Origin of the sequence: Vibrio eleionomae (genome assembly GCF_009874545.1) — a bacterium.
Taxonomy (GTDB): Bacteria; Pseudomonadota; Gammaproteobacteria; order Enterobacterales; family Vibrionaceae; genus Vibrio; species Vibrio nitrifigilis.
In genome coordinates this window covers 37,473-55,894 of the sequence record NZ_WEKT01000022.1, presented here as the reverse complement: position 1 = coordinate 55,894, position 18,422 = coordinate 37,473, and the positions used below count along the sequence as shown (strand labels likewise).

General features: G+C 40.0%; 15 protein-coding genes. 10 read left to right on the top strand and 5 right to left on the bottom strand.

Annotation, left to right across the window (positions count from 1 at the left end; genetic code table 11):
* The first annotated feature begins 2 nt into the window (after nucleotides 1-2).
* The 3 genes from F9817_RS12865 (at nucleotide 3) to F9817_RS12855 (ending at nucleotide 8,451) form a co-directional block, all read left to right on the top strand.
* Nucleotides 3-1,907 carry a site-specific integrase gene (locus F9817_RS12865; protein WP_161156137.1) on the top strand — a complete coding sequence of 635 codons (1,905 nt, stop codon included), beginning with the start codon at nucleotides 3-5 and terminating at the stop codon, nucleotides 1,905-1,907.
* Nucleotides 1,907-2,305, top strand: coding sequence for a hypothetical protein (locus tag F9817_RS12860; protein WP_161156135.1), 399 nt, complete (start codon nucleotides 1,907-1,909; stop codon nucleotides 2,303-2,305). Before F9817_RS12865 ends, F9817_RS12860 begins: the two co-directional genes overlap by 1 nt.
* Nucleotides 2,306-2,682: 377 nt before the next feature.
* Entirely contained in the window at nucleotides 2,683-8,451 is a 5,769-nt protein-coding gene (locus F9817_RS12855) for an ATP-binding protein (RefSeq protein ID WP_161156133.1), read from the top strand.
* A gap of 285 nt (nucleotides 8,452-8,736) precedes the next feature.
* Here the strand turns inward: F9817_RS12855 and F9817_RS12850 are convergent, their stop codons facing one another.
* The 4 genes from F9817_RS12850 to F9817_RS12835 form a co-directional block, all read right to left on the bottom strand.
* Nucleotides 8,737-8,958 carry a hypothetical protein gene (locus tag F9817_RS12850; RefSeq protein WP_013868469.1) on the bottom strand — a complete coding sequence of 74 codons (222 nt, stop codon included), beginning with the start codon at nucleotides 8,956-8,958 and terminating at the stop codon, nucleotides 8,737-8,739.
* Nucleotides 8,959-9,015: 57 nt separating this feature from the next.
* On the bottom strand, nucleotides 9,016-9,168 hold the full coding sequence (locus F9817_RS12845) for a hypothetical protein (protein ID WP_161156131.1): 153 nt from the start codon (nucleotides 9,166-9,168) through the stop codon (nucleotides 9,016-9,018).
* 94 nt (nucleotides 9,169-9,262) lie between these two features.
* The gene (locus F9817_RS12840) at nucleotides 9,263-10,216 is read right to left on the bottom strand and encodes a type IV toxin-antitoxin system AbiEi family antitoxin (RefSeq protein ID WP_237476246.1); all 954 of its coding nucleotides are present in this window, start codon (nucleotides 10,214-10,216) and stop codon (nucleotides 9,263-9,265) included.
* Nucleotides 10,217-11,222: 1,006 nt separating this feature from the next.
* Entirely contained in the window at nucleotides 11,223-12,143 is a 921-nt protein-coding gene (locus F9817_RS12835; RefSeq protein ID WP_161156127.1) for an FRG domain-containing protein, read from the bottom strand.
* Between the two features lie 378 nt (nucleotides 12,144-12,521).
* Here F9817_RS12835 and F9817_RS12830 point away from each other — a divergent pair, with 378 nt between their 5' ends.
* The 7 genes from F9817_RS12830 (at nucleotide 12,522) to F9817_RS12800 (ending at nucleotide 17,270) form a co-directional block, all read left to right on the top strand.
* Nucleotides 12,522-13,667 carry a hypothetical protein gene (locus tag F9817_RS12830; RefSeq protein ID WP_161156125.1) on the top strand — a complete coding sequence of 382 codons (1,146 nt, stop codon included), beginning with the start codon at nucleotides 12,522-12,524 and terminating at the stop codon, nucleotides 13,665-13,667.
* A gap of 299 nt (nucleotides 13,668-13,966) precedes the next feature.
* Nucleotides 13,967-14,842, top strand: coding sequence for a nucleotidyltransferase domain-containing protein (locus F9817_RS12825; RefSeq protein WP_161156123.1), 876 nt, complete (start codon nucleotides 13,967-13,969; stop codon nucleotides 14,840-14,842).
* On the top strand, nucleotides 14,842-15,504 hold the full coding sequence (locus F9817_RS12820; protein ID WP_161156121.1) for a Cap15 family cyclic dinucleotide receptor domain-containing protein: 663 nt from the start codon (nucleotides 14,842-14,844) through the stop codon (nucleotides 15,502-15,504). Before F9817_RS12825 ends, F9817_RS12820 begins: the two co-directional genes overlap by 1 nt.
* Before the next feature lie 90 nt (nucleotides 15,505-15,594).
* Entirely contained in the window at nucleotides 15,595-15,924 is a 330-nt protein-coding gene (locus F9817_RS12815) for a short-chain dehydrogenase (protein ID WP_161156119.1), read from the top strand.
* Between the two features lie 88 nt (nucleotides 15,925-16,012).
* Complete coding sequence (locus tag F9817_RS12810) at nucleotides 16,013-16,201, top strand: hypothetical protein (protein WP_161156117.1); 189 nt, start codon at nucleotides 16,013-16,015, stop codon at nucleotides 16,199-16,201.
* Complete coding sequence (locus F9817_RS12805) at nucleotides 16,194-16,676, top strand: hypothetical protein (protein WP_161156115.1); 483 nt, start codon at nucleotides 16,194-16,196, stop codon at nucleotides 16,674-16,676. The genes F9817_RS12810 and F9817_RS12805 overlap by 8 nt, the downstream gene beginning before the upstream one ends.
* A gap of 30 nt (nucleotides 16,677-16,706) precedes the next feature.
* Complete coding sequence (locus tag F9817_RS12800) at nucleotides 16,707-17,270, top strand: hypothetical protein (protein WP_161156113.1); 564 nt, start codon at nucleotides 16,707-16,709, stop codon at nucleotides 17,268-17,270.
* A 517-nt stretch (nucleotides 17,271-17,787) separates the two neighbouring features.
* On the opposite strand, the gene F9817_RS12795 is transcribed toward F9817_RS12800, so the two are convergent.
* Nucleotides 17,788-18,363, bottom strand: coding sequence for a nucleoside triphosphate pyrophosphohydrolase family protein (locus F9817_RS12795; protein WP_161156112.1), 576 nt, complete (start codon nucleotides 18,361-18,363; stop codon nucleotides 17,788-17,790).
* Nucleotides 18,364-18,422: the final 59 nt, after the last annotated feature.

Here is an 18,422-nt window from a genome sequence, read left to right as displayed (position 1 = left end):
CTATGTACAGCGTCAGCCATGATTTCGAAAAGTTTGAAAAGTATTCTCTACCGCTAACGTCGAATCCGTTTCCCATGCCTAATGACGGTACCGTGGTGAGCGTGGATAAGGAAGGCAATCCCGTCTCCTATTTCGGTGATGATGTGTGGGATTTCAATGCATTTTTTAATCTCACTAACGAAAAAAAATCGAATTACCAAATTAATTTTAACCCCAGAGAGCACAACCCCAAGCTTCTTACCGAACTTAAGCAGCGGATCTATTTTTTGATTTGGGGAGCAAAGGGGAGCCTGCTGCACATGGACGGGAACACGTTTCGCAAATTTAGCCAGTGTCAGCTCATAGCAAGGCGCTCAAACTCTGCCCTGAGAATATATAAAGGCACTTCAGTCGACTCCTTCTCTCTACTCAGTAATGAGTTGGTTTTTAGTCAACTGCTCCATGAACAGAAAAAGCACAGTGAAAGCACTGTATCAAGAAAATTAACGGCACTGAGCACCCTTACACAACTCAACAAACACTTTCCAGAGCAGCGCCACTTTTCACTGGGTATTCCGGAAGGAAAAAGCCTCAACCAAATCGCCAAGCAGTATTCAACTGCTGGCGAAGGGCATTACCCGACGGTAATCCCAGTTATTTATGAGCAACTGATGGGACGCTTGATAGAAGATGTCACGGCTGCCCATAAAAAACTGAAAGATCTTGCCGATGTAGAAGCATATGCCAAAAAGTATGGGATTTCAGAGCGCCAAGCCTGTGATGAGTTTTGGGCGATAGAAGGCGCTTGTTTTATGACGCTTTCCGCCTTTACGGGCATGCGAATTAGTGAGTTAACCCAAATAGACTCGACCTCGTACAAAGAAGTTGACCTTGACGGTATCAAGCTATGTACACTGCGTTCTTGGACTCGTAAGTTGGAGAAACTACCAAGGGAAGATGCATGGGCGTGCGGCCCTATCTGTAAAAAGGCACTAGAGGTCTTAACTGCATTAAATGACGATTATCGCTCCGATAAAGGCAGCATTCACTGCTCACCACGATTTCGATTCGATGGTAACAGTGGCAGCGGCGAGAACATCAATAGTCAGTTGAGCGATATGGTGCTAAATACATCAAACCTTGGAAGCTGTTTTACTGACTACTCAAAGCAACTTGATATCACCTATGACCCCGATGAAATGGATGAGGTATATGGCTTGCTTAACCCTGTCGTACCCGCTCGATATAACCCTATTAAAGAGCGGGAAGATGGTACATTGTATTGGCACTTTTCCACTCACTCATTAAGACGTACCTTTGCTCATTTTGTGGTCGGGAATGGCTTGGTGTCGCTGGCTGCTTTGAAGCATCAGTTCAAGCACATCAGCCTATCAATGACCGCGATTTATGCCAGTCATGCTGAGGTCTTAACCCTGCTAGGAATAGAGAACCCTGGCAGCGTTAAAAAAGCGGTGGAAGAGGCTGAAATGGAAAGCCACAAAACGTATCTGCGCGATATGATAGACCACCCTGAAGAGCAATCAGGTGGGTTTATGAAAACGTTTGAGGGTGATCCTCGCGCAATGACTGAAGAACAATTTGAAGGGCTTGCCAAGGAAACAAAAGGGGCGAATAAATCGACAGGTTATGGTCGGTGTTTTGCTGGTTTTAAATGCAAAATGGAGCACTTGTTTGAGCCATCAAGTTGTGTTGGTCGTGACTGTGAGAACTTAAACATTAACCAGGAAGAGGCGCAGCGTTGGCAAGAGCGTCACGGACGAATTGCAGGAAGATTACAGCAAATGAAAGACATGGGTTTTTACAATCAGAACACGCTTTCTCGTGAACTGACAGACATCCGTGCCGCCGAGAAGGTCATGCGTGACCACAACATCGAGTTTGTAAGATTTGAATTAGGAGCTTTGTAATGGCAAACGTAAAAACCAAGTTACTCAATGCCTTTGAAGCACTGAAAAAAGAAGGCAAGAAGGTTAGCCCCTATGCAGTCGAAAAAAGAGCTGGTGTAGCAAACGGGTCATGTAAAAATCACCTTACTATCTTGGAAATGGTTCAGGCTGAAAAGGTTCGCTACCACCCGAACCCCGCAGTAGCGAAAAAGGGGGAACCAAAGAAGAAAAAGCAGGTTGATAAGGCGAGATATGATGACTTGGAAGAGTCAAATAAGCGTTTGAGAGCCGAGAATGACCAATTTAGAAATGAATTGAGAGTCATGGCAACGTCCGTGGCTCAGTTAACGTGGGAGTTGCACCGCTACAAAACATCAACAAGGAAACAGTCTACTAATGTGAAGAACATCAAGGCGTAAAATTAAAAGCAAAGCTGACAGATGATTAAGTCAGCTAGACTCAGTTCTGCCCCTTTCTTTGTTTTGGAAAGCGCACATGATTAGCCTCACCTTAAGGGTTTTCGACAATTTTTCTAATGTTAAATGAGGGGGTGTGTATAAATAACACAGGTCTAGTAAGAGCTTTAGTTTGCGGGATGTTTGAAGCCTTTCCTATGGTGGGGGGGGGGGATTATAACGGTCTTGCTCGTAATTAACTTAGCTATTTCTACGACAAAGTGTGTGTGTTAACACTCTAACCAAAAATTCATTATTCGCGGAAATTTAATATTGGGAAAGCTGTTATGAGATGGCAGACTACTGAACATAATGAAAATTAATGAGCAGTACCACTTTACATGAAAGTTAAAAATTCTGCGATTATCTATACGGGATATGATTATCAAACGCTGCAGGGAGTTAAACTGCTTGCAGAATGGCTTCATAGCCCTACTCAGTATGCCAGGGTGGCATTTGAAGCCGACACAGATAGCAATGAAACACCTGAAGGCATAGATGATGTTGTTTGTGAACGACCAAATGGCATTAAAGATTTTTGGCAAGTTAAATTTACCCCTTCTCCTGAGAAGGATGAAAACTGCCTTACGTGGGATTGGTTGTTAAAAATCTCAGGTAAAACAGCTAGATCTCGTTCCATTCTTAAAAAGCTCTACAATGCCATTAATGCTGTGCCTGCTGAAAAGCTTGGGGATGTTGTTCTATTGACCAACAAGCGGCCGGACAGATCTATGGAGTCCTGCCTGCGTGGTTCTAAAATAGACTTTAATCAGGTTGATGATGACTCACAACAAGAGATTATCCGACAATTAGGAAGCCACGAAGCCGCTATATTTCTTTTTTCGAAGTTGACTGTCCAACATAGTGAAGGAGACTACCTTACGATAAAGCGTAGTGTTCGAGCCGAACTTTTGAAGTTTTCCGACGATACAGGCGTTGAGCGGCTTGTCGCAAGAGCACGTGAATGGGCAATGTTTCAGAATAATCCTCCAGAAAATGGTTGGATTTATCTTCATCATGTTAGAGAAGTTTTATCGCCAAAAAGACCGGAGCTCATACCTGAAATATTCTCTGTACCTGAGGATTATTGCCTCCCTGATTCAGATTTTCACAATGATCTACTTGCTCGAATTAGCCGTTCAAAAGGCGAAGTCATTACGTTAACGGGCAAGCCTGGTGTTGGAAAAAGTACGTATCTATCGTTTCTGTGTCAAGAATTGGAAGATCAGGAAATTCCGCTATTACGTCACCACTATTTCTTATCGTTGGGAGATACAACTGAAGATAGGCTAAGTCCAAGAATCGTTGCTGAATCCCTGCTACATCAAGTCAATAGCTTTCATAAAGAAGCAAATGCAAGTACATCCCATCCTGAAAACCTGCGTGATGCGCTGGTAACCTGCGCAAATTATTACAAAGACAAGGGGAAACCCTTTTTAGTATTAATTGATGGGTTGGATCATGTGTGGCGAGACAATGCCCACAACAAAAAGCCATTGGACGAAACCTTCAGGCAATTGCTACCTACAACAGAAAACTTAGTGGTACTTGTTGGAACGCAACCAGTTGACGATGAATTACTCCCTCACACATTGCTTACTCATTCACCTAAGAATGAGTGGCACTGGTTGCCTGAAATGTCTGGAAATTCGATATACGAGTATTTAAAACTTCATATTGAATCTGGTCGATTATTCTTAAACTGTCATGAGGATCATGTGGATGAAGAAATTCAGAAAAGTGCCGGCGCGTTATTAGAAGCTACAAATGGCTATCCTCTGCATGTGATCTACTCATCTGAGTATCTGTCTCATCATGGATTAGCACTTTCTTCTTGGCAAATTGAGAAGCTTCCTCCATGCTCCGATGGCAATATTACTACTTACTATTCCGAGCTTTGGCGTAACCTCAATTATAGACAAAAGGATGCCCTTCACCTGTGCAGTGGTTTTCAGTTTGCGTGGCCGAGACAGGCAATTGGTACTGTTGTAAAAGATAATCACGAATATGCACCGAGTGTAGATGCAGTTGCACACATGCTGTCAGAAGGAGTTTGCGGCGTAAGGCCTTTCCATGAAAGTCTAGTGGTATTTGTGCGAAATCAGGAGGAACACCAGGAGCGAATAAATGCATTACTGCCATGTGTCTGCGAATGGTTGAGTTTGAGCGCCCCAATACATCTCAAAGATAATTGGCTCTGGTCGAGTTTGGCTCGGGGGGGCGACTCTTCGGAGTTACGACAGGGTGTTACTCGAGACTGGGTACTTGATAAGCTTATTATTGGAATGCCTGTGAGATCATGCATTCGACTGCTATCTGAGGCAGAAACTTATGCATTTCAGGATCTTGAGTATGCAGAGGCATATCGGCATAGAGCACTAAAAATCAGGCTGATCAACGGTCCTGAGTTCCAGACATGGGATTCCACTAACCTAGAAACGCACTCTCTAATTATCGCTGACCAGCCGTCTCTGAATGAAATAATCTCTGGACAAAACGAGTATTCACCAACCAAATTATCGATATTGGCAATTGCGTTATGGTATAGAGGATCAATTGAACAAGCACAGTTATTATCGCAGAAGGCTATTGAACGATATCGGTCTAAAACCAAACTTTTGTCTTCACGACACTCTCAAGATAACGAAGCTGAAGCTGCTGTATTGATAAAAGCAGGAGTATTAACTGACAGCCTTAACTACGATGCGATTTTTGAAGGAGGAAACTTCTCTAATTGGCCCGATGGATATGTGGCTAGTTTTAGACGTGCATGCCGTACAAAAAAAGAGCTGGGTCTACTCTTCAGGGCTTGGCAGCATTTACCCAGTAATTCGAATCATAAAGGTCAAATCGAACTCGATGCAATTAGATTAAGCATTATAGAGGGTGCAGATATTGCCCGTAGACCACAATATAGCGCTTTTTCCTCACAGAAGTTATCTCAGTTTTTAGATATATTCTCTAAGAAAAGTGTTGCGACTGTTGAGGCTCACCTTTTTGATGGTCAGTCGGCAACAGCCTTCAAGGTGGAAAAGACCGGTAGTTACCATAGTTGGTTCTTTGCTTCACTTTGTACTAGGTTAAATGCGGAAGGCGACTTTTCTTGGTTGCCAGTCACTGCAACGTCAGATCAAGCAGATGTGTCAGCCCATTACGATTTGCTCAATGAGCTTACAGATTGGATCGCAATTGAGCTTTTAGCAGGAAATACATTAAACTTTGATGTAGTTTGTGCACTGTTTCCTTCGGAACCAATATTGGATGAGGTCCAATGGGATACACGACGAGCTGATATAAATTTAAAGCGCGATTGGATTGAAATTGCTGCCGATTGTCACCTGATAACAACCAAGTTAGAAATCACGCGTGATGAACTTGAGAACACTGTTGACTCTGGCATCTTCAGAGTTGAATGGCTAAGGCTATGGTATAAAGAGGTAGGTCTCAAGCTATTAGATGATGATGCAGTGGAACTGCTTATTGAGCTTGAAGATAAACGGCAGTTAAATGAGCTAGAAGAAACAATTGAGAACTCTAATGCTTACCTAGAACTTACTCAAATAGCATTCCAACACGATAATCTAGTCTTTTTTAAAAGGTGTTTGAGGAAAACATGGGATTTTGTGCTCGGTTATGGTCATCACAAAGATCCCACCATATTTGATGTATTGACAGCTGTGGAATACCTATCTGATCCTGATTCTGCTATGGAAATACTAGAGCGAATATCACCTATAGTTTTCAATATATCCAAGTTTACAGACGGGGATGAAACTAGGCACTCCAAGCACTCTATATCTTCGTTATTGGCAAGATTAAACCCTCAAACAGCGGCTTCCATTTATGAGCAGGAGCTCAGTGATGGCGAATGGTACTATGCTGATGAGACAATTCGAAGATTGCTTGAAAGGTGTGACTTGTCTTCGCCTATAACTAAACATTTATATCTGACAGGTTTGCACTCAAGCTGTTACCAAATTCTTAGACAAAAAATTGAGCAAGAAAATTCACAGGCCATTCATATCAGTGATGAAATAGAGAACTTGCTTGGTATTAAAGTTCAAGACATGGCTGAAGATAAGCGTTCATCGACTGATATACTAGATAAAAAAATTTCGTTGCAGCCATCAGATTATCCGCCTGACAAGTTTGAAGAGCTGACTGCTGCTCTCAAAGATAAATACAGTACAAGTGAATTTTGGAAGACTTGGTACAAATATTGGTGCGATCAGGGTAAAGAGACTGAGTTACTACAGCACTTAATGCCACAAGCATCGACATTTGCTGATCGTTTTAGTGACAAACGATACTTGTTAGATCTCCTTTTTTTCAGTGTCAAAAAGTTAGAGGGCAAAGCAAAAGCCTTTGGGCTTTTGGTTGCAGCTCACAAGGCAATGGGCGGTTGGTCTGATTGGTACGAGCGAGCTGAGAATAGTATTGGTCGGCTTAAAGTCGTTGCAGAGCAATACCCTAAAAGGATTGATGAGTTCATAAAGCTAACAACATCACAGTTAGATAGCTGGAAGGATAATCTTGGCAGCTTAATTATTCCTAACGACAAGTTAGTCTTTTTACTTTCTCATAGTGGTAGGAAAGATGAAGCGCTTGCACTTACTTTAGCGATGGTTGAAAAGCTGGAAGATGACGTTCGTAACCTTAAACTTACTGCGCCTGCCTGGGATTGGCGTCAGGATGACTCCCTCGAAGAAGCATTGGTTAAACTTTTAGTTTCAAGGCTGAAGCTCCCGGTACCTTCTATTAAGCTTTGGGCACTAGACCAGCTTTCACTGCTTTTAATAGCACAGCACCCAAGAGTTGAGGAGTTGTTGAAGGAAGACTTAGCAAATAGAAAGCTCGAATCTGAGTGCATAGAAGTGTTATGTGTATTTTTCATTGCAAAGTCTAAGGGGTATGTTTGCCCAAATGATCTGGGCCAATATATCAAAGCAAGGTCCACATTGTCTGATCTAATGCTCTCGAAATTAATATCAACTCCAGAGGATTTCGGGAAATATTCTTATCCATTTTATCCTTTTGTTAGTCTAGATAATGGAAACAATCGATTTGAATATTACCAGGGAAGTCATGTACCTCTCCTGTACAATTCATGGTTGAAAAAAGAAGAGCGAAGAACCGGTTTACCCTTTACCTGTCATTACCAATCAGAATGGAACACTACATTCGAATATCAGCCTTCTTCGGGAACAGCTATTGATTACTTTTTAGGTAGTGATAGACAAAGAGCTACCGGGCAATTTTATACGCAAGCAAGCCATCGTGGTCGTTCTGCATATCTGAGAACAATAGAAGTCGCAAAGCAATTTTACGGTATGCCTGATTCTTATGCTGATCATTTATCAGTGCTAACGCTGCCTATCGAACCAGCGTATATGGAGTTTCGCCCTCAAAAACCTAAATGGTTACCGGTTTGGAATAGTCATAATTCCCCGAATGAAGCTAATTTAATCAATTATGTTAAAGAAGGATTATCCAACTTTACACAAACAGATGACAGTAATGACCTTTTAGCACTTTCATTGCCTATACAACTTGATTGCAATAACTGGATTGATCTGACAGTTGTAAAGATGAGCACTGGAATTGATTTTACGCCTGATATACAGATAGAAGAGCGTTCTGGTTGTTTAGCCGTTGGTAATCTTTTGGATAGGAAGCTGTTTTATGAATTTGGCGATAGTAAGATGCCAGAAGCTCTTACAATGGCCGGTACTTCGTATCCATTTATGAGGTATGGGCACTGGCACTCCGATCTCGAATCACGAGGGTTATACATTCCCAAATGTACTATTGATGGAAAAAAGATTGTCGGTTCATCTTCCGATGGTTTGTTTGTTTACTCTGTCGATGGTTCTAAAGTCGGTTTTTCATCGTTCTGGTACAATTATTGGCAACCTATTCATCCTGTGGGCATTCGTTCTTTATGTGGGTCTTATACCGCAGTAAGCAAGGATAGAATTGAGGAATGGCATAAGTCAAATGAAGATGAGAAGCAAAGTCGTTACTTATGTAAAGCCATTCTACTTACATCTGAAAACAGCTTTAGCAATTACGACCAGAAAGTGTTCGAATTTTCAGTTGAAGAAAAATAACGGTTCCAGATTTGCTTTGGGGGTTAGATAAGCAGCCTGTGTGGTGTCCTCATTGCTCCATGTTAGTCTTAACAAGGTGTAAAAGAGCAGAGACATTGTGCTCTTGAGCAACAACGTTTTATATTTCGTTTAATCAAAATCTAGCTTATGCGAAATGAGTGACTTAAAGCACCAGCTCTAAGTCACTTTTGTCCATCTCTGATTTGTACTAATTCAGCCCAACCGTTCGGCCAAACCATGATAGTTTGCGTAAGCTGCCAGATAATGCATGAATTAACACGCTCCCTAAGATAACGTTATATCCCCTCGGCGAACGAGCATACAGAAACGCGAGTAGTCATGACTATAAACGAATACTCTATGAGGAACGCTAGATCCGCTCATAAATGAATCGAATGCTGAAAGAGTAGCTTTCGGTAACGATGATGGGTCGACAACTTTCCAGGGAACGTCTGGCAGTTCGAATTCTTCTAATGTCGGCAGTAAGTTTAAGTATGGGTCAGTCATGCATTTTATCCCTGCTTATAGTGTAAGATTAATCAGTAGTGCTTAAATTTATTTGGTTTAGGTTCTAGATGATTTCAATTCAATGGATTCTCGCCACTGCCGTGATTCCTTAACACTACGCTCAAGGTGATCGTCACTTTTAAGATGCAAACCGTTTCGTCGGTTACGAGCGGCACGGTACAAGATAGCTCTGAGTTGTTTCTCGGTCATAAAACCTCCCATCCACCAATTTGCCAGTATGATTCTATTTTTGCTATTCCTATGTTTATGAAAGTCAGTTTTGAACTTCCTAACATAACAAAGTTCACAAAGGTAATGTGTTGAACTCTCCGTATTTATCATTGATAAGATAAGCCACTTCTCTATTGCGCGCATCCTTAGATAGTAGCAACTCAGCCATAGTTAGTAATGCCAACGCAGGTTGACCAATTTTTAAAGACTCGCCCCAAAATGGCTTTATTACTTTAAGAGGTGGTAACTCTTTATGTCCGATAGAGTACTTGACCGGTTGATGTCGGCTAAACAATAGTATCTCGTGAGGGTGGTTATATTTTGTAAGCTGAGTTGCGGCCACTTCTCCACCCCAAACATCTCCTGGCTGCAATAAGATATCTTCCCAATTGTCAACAGGAGGATAAGTCGTCACCTGATGATGGCGAGCTAAAATGTGACCATAATTTTTCAACCATTCATAACGCAACTCAGGTTCATGTAAAAACCTTCTTTGGCGTTTATTCTTTACTATATGGTTGTTTTCAATAAGGTACTTCATTGCCTTTGTAACCATACCAACCGAAATGTCAGCTTTAGATGCAATATTCGCATAGGTCTCATTGATAAGGTCCTTTTCAGCGAAAAGAGCAAATAAACACTTCATGATACCGATAGTCATAAACTGGTGAGATTTATCTTGTTTTATCGGAGGTCTATTGCCAATGAATATGCATATGTCACCAGTCATTACTCTTACGTTTCCGGAGTCATCGGCATAGTTGATGTTTGAGTCATGGCATAGCTGCCTAAGATAATCACTGAGATGATTGCAAAAAAGTATGTCGTTAGCTTTTGGTCGTCGTTTCAAATAGCTTTCAATACTTTCTTTACGATGTATATGAGCATGGAAAATATTAAACGTTATCGGTTGACCATTAATTGTCATTTTTAGCTGCGGCCTACCACCCATTTTCCCATCCGTATAGACAGCGTTGAATTCTGACGGTAAGCCAATAAGATTGGGTTCGTTATGGAGTTGTTTCATCGTAAATACACGCCTCACACATCTTTCATGATTCATGAAAAAAGTTAAACTATAGAGTTTTATAGCTTAAAAACTTAAAACTTTCGAGAAAAATGAAAAAGAGCAGTAAGTTTTATTGAGGAAATTTCATTAAAATCAATAGGTAGGATTAAAAACATACATTCACTACGCATTTATTGAAAGTATGAATACAGCAATAGGGGAAATGCTATTTTTATTATAATAATCAATATATTAGATTGATTTTTGGGTCATCCTTTGTCATCTTGAATTCACGTAATTTGAGAACCACCAGTATTTACATTTGTTATTTAAAATCAATTTGTTATTTAAAATCAATTTGTTATGGAAATTCCGAGTGCTCAAAAAAAGAGATGAATCATACTTTCAGTACGTACTTTCAAACTTTCAGTACGCCTATTTTTATGATGTTGAGCAATAAACTACCACTGAAAAAGAAGGCTAAAACTCTTCATAATCCAAAGAGCTCAGACAGAGACTTTAACGGTTGCCCATGAACTCAATACTATCTATCATTACATCAGACCAAGCATACGCCCCTTGGTCTTTAAATATGAGGCATACTTTGTATGTGGGTCCGCGCAGCACTTGGTCACAGTCAGTTCGTAAGGAACAAAAGGTGGCATTGAGATGGCAGCGGCATCTCTAACTTACAACTGTAAAATTCTTAATAGAGTCGTTCTGGATTCCATCTTCTAATTTATCCATTTCTCTGTATCTAAACGTTCTTACCGGTTGTTGATAATCTCTCTAATTCATTTCGTCCCCAAAATTTAATGCTCTTTCTCACAAACGCACTTTTGCCCCATTATTAGTTACGCCTTACAGAAAACGGCTTAGTACTCACGGACTTTTCCCCAAATAATTTTAATGGGAACGCACAAGGTTAAGACCTGAGTATCATTGCTTACGGCAGGTTGACCTATTCAGCGAAGTGATACGTGAAGCCGCAAATGGAGAAGAGTTAGAGGTCATCACAAGTATTTCAACCTAGGCTAATACTCTTTATATATTTTGTCTGATAATCAAGCTCTGGAAAGAGTGTTGCTTCATATATACCGCAGTACTTCAACTCCTGCATAATTGTCTGCTTATATTCTTTCGGAACAATGAAAGACCTAGAATGATGATCAAAAAAATCATTTGTATTTACATATGATTGTCCATACATAAACTTTCCCGTATGGCACGTAAAACAGCCTTGTTGCGTAATAAGTCTTCGATTTATCCTTTTAGGTGTATACATGAATCCTGCATGAATAATGGTGTTTGGCCTGTCTGGACAATCATAATGAAGATCAACTGCTTTAGGGAACACACTATAGTTGGTATGAGGCTCTCCTGTAACATATTGGAACAAAGACTTACCACCAATATAAATTTGCTTAAGAACTAACTCTTTGACACGATCTTCTATACCGTTTATCAGCGATTGTAAGAAATGGCTGAAGTCATCAGGATCATTGTATTCGATTAAACTTTCAGTAAAACGCTTACCGAATCCGAAGTTGTAGTAGTCAAAAAAATCTAACTCTTCAATATAGTTAGGTAAAAAGAAAACTCTACCATCTTTATCCTTTTCACCATTGCATGCAAAGTATAGAGCTACCAAAGCGTTTTCGGTCCAATCTAGAAGTCTTGTCGGCAAGCCATAGTGCTGCGCATACGTAAGCAATTCTAAAATATCAACATGCTTTTCTCGTGCTTCTGGGTGCATTCGAACAAACTCATCAATGAGCTTGTTCTCGTCATAGAACTTGCCACTAACTGGACGGAACAACCCTGGAAGCAATTTATGTTCAGCATCTGACTGTCCTCTGAACCACCATTGCTTTAGATTGTGAGCTGTTTCAGACCTTGCCAGTTTGATGATATCTGCAACAGAGGTTATGGTCTTCTCACTCATAGATTACTGTTCACCACTACCGATTACCGTGTCATAACAGATTACAAGAAAAAACCGAGGGCAACTATAAGTATATGGACAATATGTGAAAAACCATCTCAGCATAATACAGCTAAATGTAATCAACTTGTCTTTGTCCAAGGACGTGTCGGCGGAAACACTGCCAGCACATCTTTGCCCCTTTCGATGTCAGAGCATTTACTCATACACAGCCTAGCCTTCGAGATTTGTCATATTTAGGCTAATGTAGCCAAAGCATTATAATTTCGGTATTCAATTTGTCTCTCATAGAGTACCTCTTTGGAATCTGACTCATGTTTTAAGTGGTTAGTTAAGCGTATGCTGATTGTTTGCTAGGTTGCATATATGGTGTGTTTAATGTCAGAACTAGAAAAATTGATTTCTATTCCAAAACTTTACTCAGTAGAACAAGATCTTGAACCTGTGAAAATAATACCTGAGAAAATTCGAGCAGGAATTTGTGTTAACAGAGAGATGCCTGATATAGGTGGTGAAGGATTCAGTATTGAACATACCGAAGTATTTCCTTTTTTCAGAAGTAGTAAAGGGGATAGTTTCAAAAGATATCAATCAGCGATTCAAGCTAGTAAGCGTGTTATAGAATTCGAAAAAATTGATGTCTATTATCAGGATTTTCCGACCTTCCTGAAGAAGTTAGGAATCTTAGCTCGTAGCCAGTTTAAAGAGAACATCATTCAGGCTATTAAAGAAAAATCAGAAAAATTTAAAAAATATGAACGCTATGAAATCAATGGGCTGTGGTTAGAATTTCCAGAATACATTTCATTTCCAAACTCAGACTCAACAGCCTATTTGCTTCAAGATGATATTTACGATGTTTTGTTGGATTGCCCATTTGATTTCTTTGCCTACGGTAATGCTCAAGGCTTATTATTTATTTCAAAGGATTTCTTATCCAAAATGAAGTCAGGTTACCCAATTTGTCAGCATTTTTTCTTAGAAATTAATAATGGCAAAGACTTTATGGTTTTTGAGGCCAAGGCAAAAGAAAAAATTGTTGAGACTCCTCATGTGGAGTTTCGAGTGGATGCGCTAAAGGATATGCATTTCGTTACCGAAGATATGTGTATTCGACATATGTACCACTTCCAAGTGAATTTTAAAAATGCGAAAGAAACTCAACTCGTTGCTTCATTGTATTGTGATGATTTGGTTGCGGATGTTACCTCCTTTGAGGAGGGAGATGGAACTTACAAGGTATTTTTTAAATGTGAGGGCATTGACGGTAAATTAGAAACAAACTTCCAAGATCTACTGAACTTTTCTTTCTCCAATATTCCTTTTGAGGCAGGTGAAAAAATTTCATTACATGTTAGCCAGCATAACGATAAGAATAAGCAGAAGATATTTACAGGTATAAAACGTCTGGTTCTAGATCGAGGTAATTCCATCGATATATACATAACACCACACCATCAAGTTCTTAAACCTGAAAATTTCGGTATGTTCCGGATTGGTGACTTGGTGCACGATGATAGATAAACAGAATAAATGAATATGAGCTACATGATGTATTCTAAGTTGGTATTGCCCCAAATTCATTTAATCTCCGATTATTGATCACTTCTTGTTGTCATTTCTTGACCTACTTTTCCTAATAGCAGATTATGAGCTTAGTTGAACATTTGCGACTATACAGACATGTTCTCCAATTTGTGAGTGCAAGGAAGAATAAGACCAATAGAACAGTATGTGGCTGCTATGGAGTCTGTATTTTATGAAAATATTATATAGACAATGTTTGCTGAAAAGACACGGTTAGCGTTTATAAAGGATGAAGAATGAGTCTTGAAGATAAGCTAGTTGGATGGACTGGTCCCTCTAGTAATACTGAAAAGGACAAGCAAGATAGAACCGAGCGGATGATTCGCGAAGCGATTAGTTCGCATACACCGTTCAACAATTGTTCGTTGAAGATATTTGCAAAAGGCTCCTATGCTAACAATACAAATGTGCGTGCAGATAGCGATGTGGATATAGCTGTTGAATGTACTGAAGTCCAATATTGGGACGAGTCAGAAAAAGGTAATCATCCTCCAAGCCAGCCATACGAAGGAGTTTGGACTCCTTCAAAGCTTAGAACTGAACTTATTTCGGCTATGACGGCTAAGTTTCCCGGACAAGTGGATTCGTCGGGCTCGACAGCGATACAGATAAACTCGAGCTCTTCACGAGTCGATGCTGATGTAGTTCCTTGTTTCAGCTATCGCTATTATATGAATAAAGGAACTAGGGATGGAACTAAAATATTCAAAAAGGATGGTAGTAGTATCGTCAACTATCCGGTCCAGCAAATGGAAAAAGGAACAGCCAAGAATAATGCAACTGGACATGCCTATAAAAAGGGAGCTCGACTGCTAAAGCGAATTGAAAACGCAATGGCAGCAGATGGAACATTCCGTGAGTTACCATCATTTTTCATGGAATGTTTGGCATATAACTGTCCAAATGAGGTGTTTTCACGCTCAACATGGACGGAGCGTCTAAAAGGTATGCTTTTTCATATTTGGGATAATCTTCAGGGCGATGAACCAGATGAGGGTCGCTGGCTCGAAGTAAATGAGTGCTTTTTCCTATTTCATTCAGGTCAGAAATGGACTCGTGCGGATGGGCGTGAGTTTGCCAAAGCGGCTTGGAATTATTTTGGTTTTAAATAATGCGCAACGTGACGATTAAGAGCTATTTATATTTGCTGGTCGGGATCTCTGCGGTTGCTTGGTTTTCTCTTGCATATTTTGGCGGGTTAGACCTATCCAAGGTTAAAGATTTTTTCGGGCTTGTCCCCAAAGTCGTGAGTATTGATCTTTTAATAGTTGCAGCTTTCGTAAAATGGGGGTGGAAGCTTAAACTATTTAGAGGTTGGCTGGTTCCTTTCCCAAACTTGAATGGTAGCTGGTTGGGCTTTATACACTCAGACTGGAAAAATCCAGATACAGGAGAAAAACCTCCACCGATACCTGTAATGCTCACTATAAATCAGTCTTTCTTCCACATTAGTTGCATTATGCGTACAAGTGAAATGGAAAGTTCTTCTTACTCAGAAGGTTTTCAAATTGACCCAGATCGCCAAATCAAAAACGTCGCATACTCTTATACTAGTAAGCCTAGATTAAGCTTGAGCGAAAGAAGTATTCCGCATGATGGAACAGCAGTATTTAAAATAGTGGAAAAGCCGCAGTTAAAGCTAATAGGTAGATACTGGACTGAAAGACTAACAAAAGGGGAAATAGTGTTGGAGTATCATTCAAATGAGCTTCTCGAAGAGCTTCCAGATAATCTTGGTGAACACCCTGTCACTGAAGTTGAGAATCGACGCTAACAAGGTGCTGCAACGGACAAACCTACGTTGCGCTTCGGCCCCAGAGCACGTCGTTATGTGATTTGTAATATTTTATAGTAGGAGTAATCAATGAGAGATTCTTTATTAGCAGAGTTCGAATACGACCAAATCGATTTTGAAGTTAACTCAAGTCAACAGTTTGCGACAGTAATATTTGATCGAAAAGAGGATGATGACAAAACACTGATCACTATTTTTAAGAATGGGAAAATAACTCAAATGGATGGTGACAATCGATTCAATCCATCTGCCCGCCGACATTCTACTTGTGTTTATGTTAAAGAAGAGTGGCAAGATGGCAAAACGATAAAAATATGCACCATTCAGCATAAAGGAATAACTTTGGTTGAAGTCCATAGCGTCTCTGAAGAAGAGCTTAGCTATTTATTTGGCAGATAAAATCACATAACAAACGCCTTCAAGAGGGACTGTCAACAAGTGGCGTTTCCAGTCCCATAGGCTGGCTACATTTGGTTTAAGGCGATATATGATTAATTTTTTCAAAGGAAAAAGCAGAGCTCAAAGGGTGCAGGCGCGACTGGAAAGAGGAGAATCTCCCTCTGAAATAGCAGTAACAATAACTGGTAAGGTAACACCTAAAAAATATAATACTCTTATAAAAAAGGCTGTCACCGAGTACAACTTAAAACATAAAGGGAAATTGTTCGGTGAGTAAACAGTACAACCAAGTTTATGAAAAATTGGTAAAACATCAGAATGACTATACTGGGATGATTGCTTACTGCATCTATAAAGACGAAAAGAGAAAATGGATAAGCGAGGGGAATGATGCCGACGAGTTTGTGCGTTTAAAGTTGATGACTCATGAACTCAAGAAATACGAAAAAGCTGCTGATGAATTATTGACTAAAGTGTTCCAAGCGAATGCAGATGAAGAGGCAGAAAAAATCAAGAAGAAGCTGTCTCAGGAAATGGTTAATGTCGCTAGAAACTCTATTGATAAAAGTAAAAATAGCAAAATTATAGCGTGGCATCATGGTGGCGTAGGTGGAGTATTCGGTAACTTCTACACTGGTGCTATTGTTGCAATTCTTGTTTGGCTGTTTTCCTCCCCAGAAGCATGGGCTTCAGCTATCTCTAGTGCGAAGTCTACGGTTTCAAATTGGTTGTTGTTAGCCTTCGGTGGATAACTACATAACAGGACGTTGATGGAGGAAATAGTGAATCAAAATAGCAAGCTACTAATGGGTATTTATGCATCAGGACTTCTTTATATAGCCACTGTAACACTAGCCTTTTCTCCACAAGAGGGAACTATAGGGCGTGGGATAGCTTCACTTTCAGGCTCTATTAATCGACCAGAGCTCTTGCCTTGGTTGCTAATTGCTATCGGTATTTTTTGCGCTCTTATTTTAATCATTTTTGGAATAGGAGATTTTTTTCAAAGTTATAAAAACACACTTTCACGAGATTTTCGGTTATTGAAAAAAGCGAAAGATGAAATCAGAGAACAAACTGGTATCGATCATCCTGTTGGGACTGTGAACATCAAATCACTTTTTAACCCAACAGCCTCGTTAGGTATATGGATGACTTCTAAGGGGACATGGAGTCGTGCTCTATCCATAACTTTAAATCCAATAACGTATGCTTGGTTGGTGGCAGTATCATTTATCAAAACATTTTTTGTAAACGATGGCTTTAAACTCTACTTGTTACCATCGTTGTTTAGTTTTGGTCCGTTACTTCATGGCTTGTTGGTGTTGGGTGGAATATCAACTTAACAAGAGACTAAGGTCTCAAGATACTTCTACTAATCAGCTAGAAACAATTTTCCGTAATTCCCTAAATCGTTTTTGTCCAGAAACGACTTCCGGGCATAGGTCACTGGCTGATATAGGTCACTGGCTGTGATGATAGAATTTACTTACCTTTATCATGACCTTAAAATTTAGATGTCATTAGCTTTGATTTGATCTAAGTTTATGATTAACGACATTCATTATTTATGATTAAAAATGAGCAAAAAGTTAGATTATTTCGATAAAAGTTAGATTATCGGCGTGTAAGTCTTGTAGACACAGGGTTTCCTAACTTTCTAATCTAACTTTTAGTTACATGTAATTTTTTTGCCTGAAATTTGTGCATAGACAATATATTGCATTGTGGCGTTACAGACCTACTGGTTTTTCCTCTCGGTGTATCATTGGATACAAGATGATTTGGACAGTCCAATATAAGAATTTGATTGTGGGTATAAAAAAGGCTGCTTGAAGCAGCCTTTATGATATTTCGTTCGTATTACTTAGTTAGTGGTGCTAAGTCGGCAGGACGGTAGTAAACAGATTTAAGCACTTTGCCTTTTTTCACTGTTTTACTTTCTGATACGAAATCTTCTGCACATTTAGCGATGATGTAGTTGCCTTTTTCAACGGCCATCAGTTTGATGCCTTGTTTCGCATAGAAGGCTTCCGTTTCTGCGTATTCGCTTTCATTACGGCACACTTTACTCATATTGGAGCTGTGCACTTCATCCCAACATGGTAAGAAATCAATACCGCGGTTGACAGCAACGTTTAATAGAATGTCAACGAGGTAGCTAATCGCTAGGTTGTCAGCAACACGGTTGTGGCCAAGATGAACTAAACGGCCCATCAACACATAAACACTGTCTACAATAGCGTCAGCTTGTTCAGTTTTATCTGGTGCTTCAGCTAATTCAGTCATCTCTTCAATGATCAAAGAAGAGTGCAGGGCATCTTGCTGCTCATCAAGAGTATCCGGTTGAGATACTGGTAAATCGAAAGTTGAGCGAAACTCTGTGATATCACGGTAAAGGTGGTCAAAGATTTCTTGCGTTAACTTAGTGAGTTGCATTGATATTGTCCGAAAATAGAAAGTATCGCTTATTCTAACAAAGCCCTGCTTTATCATCA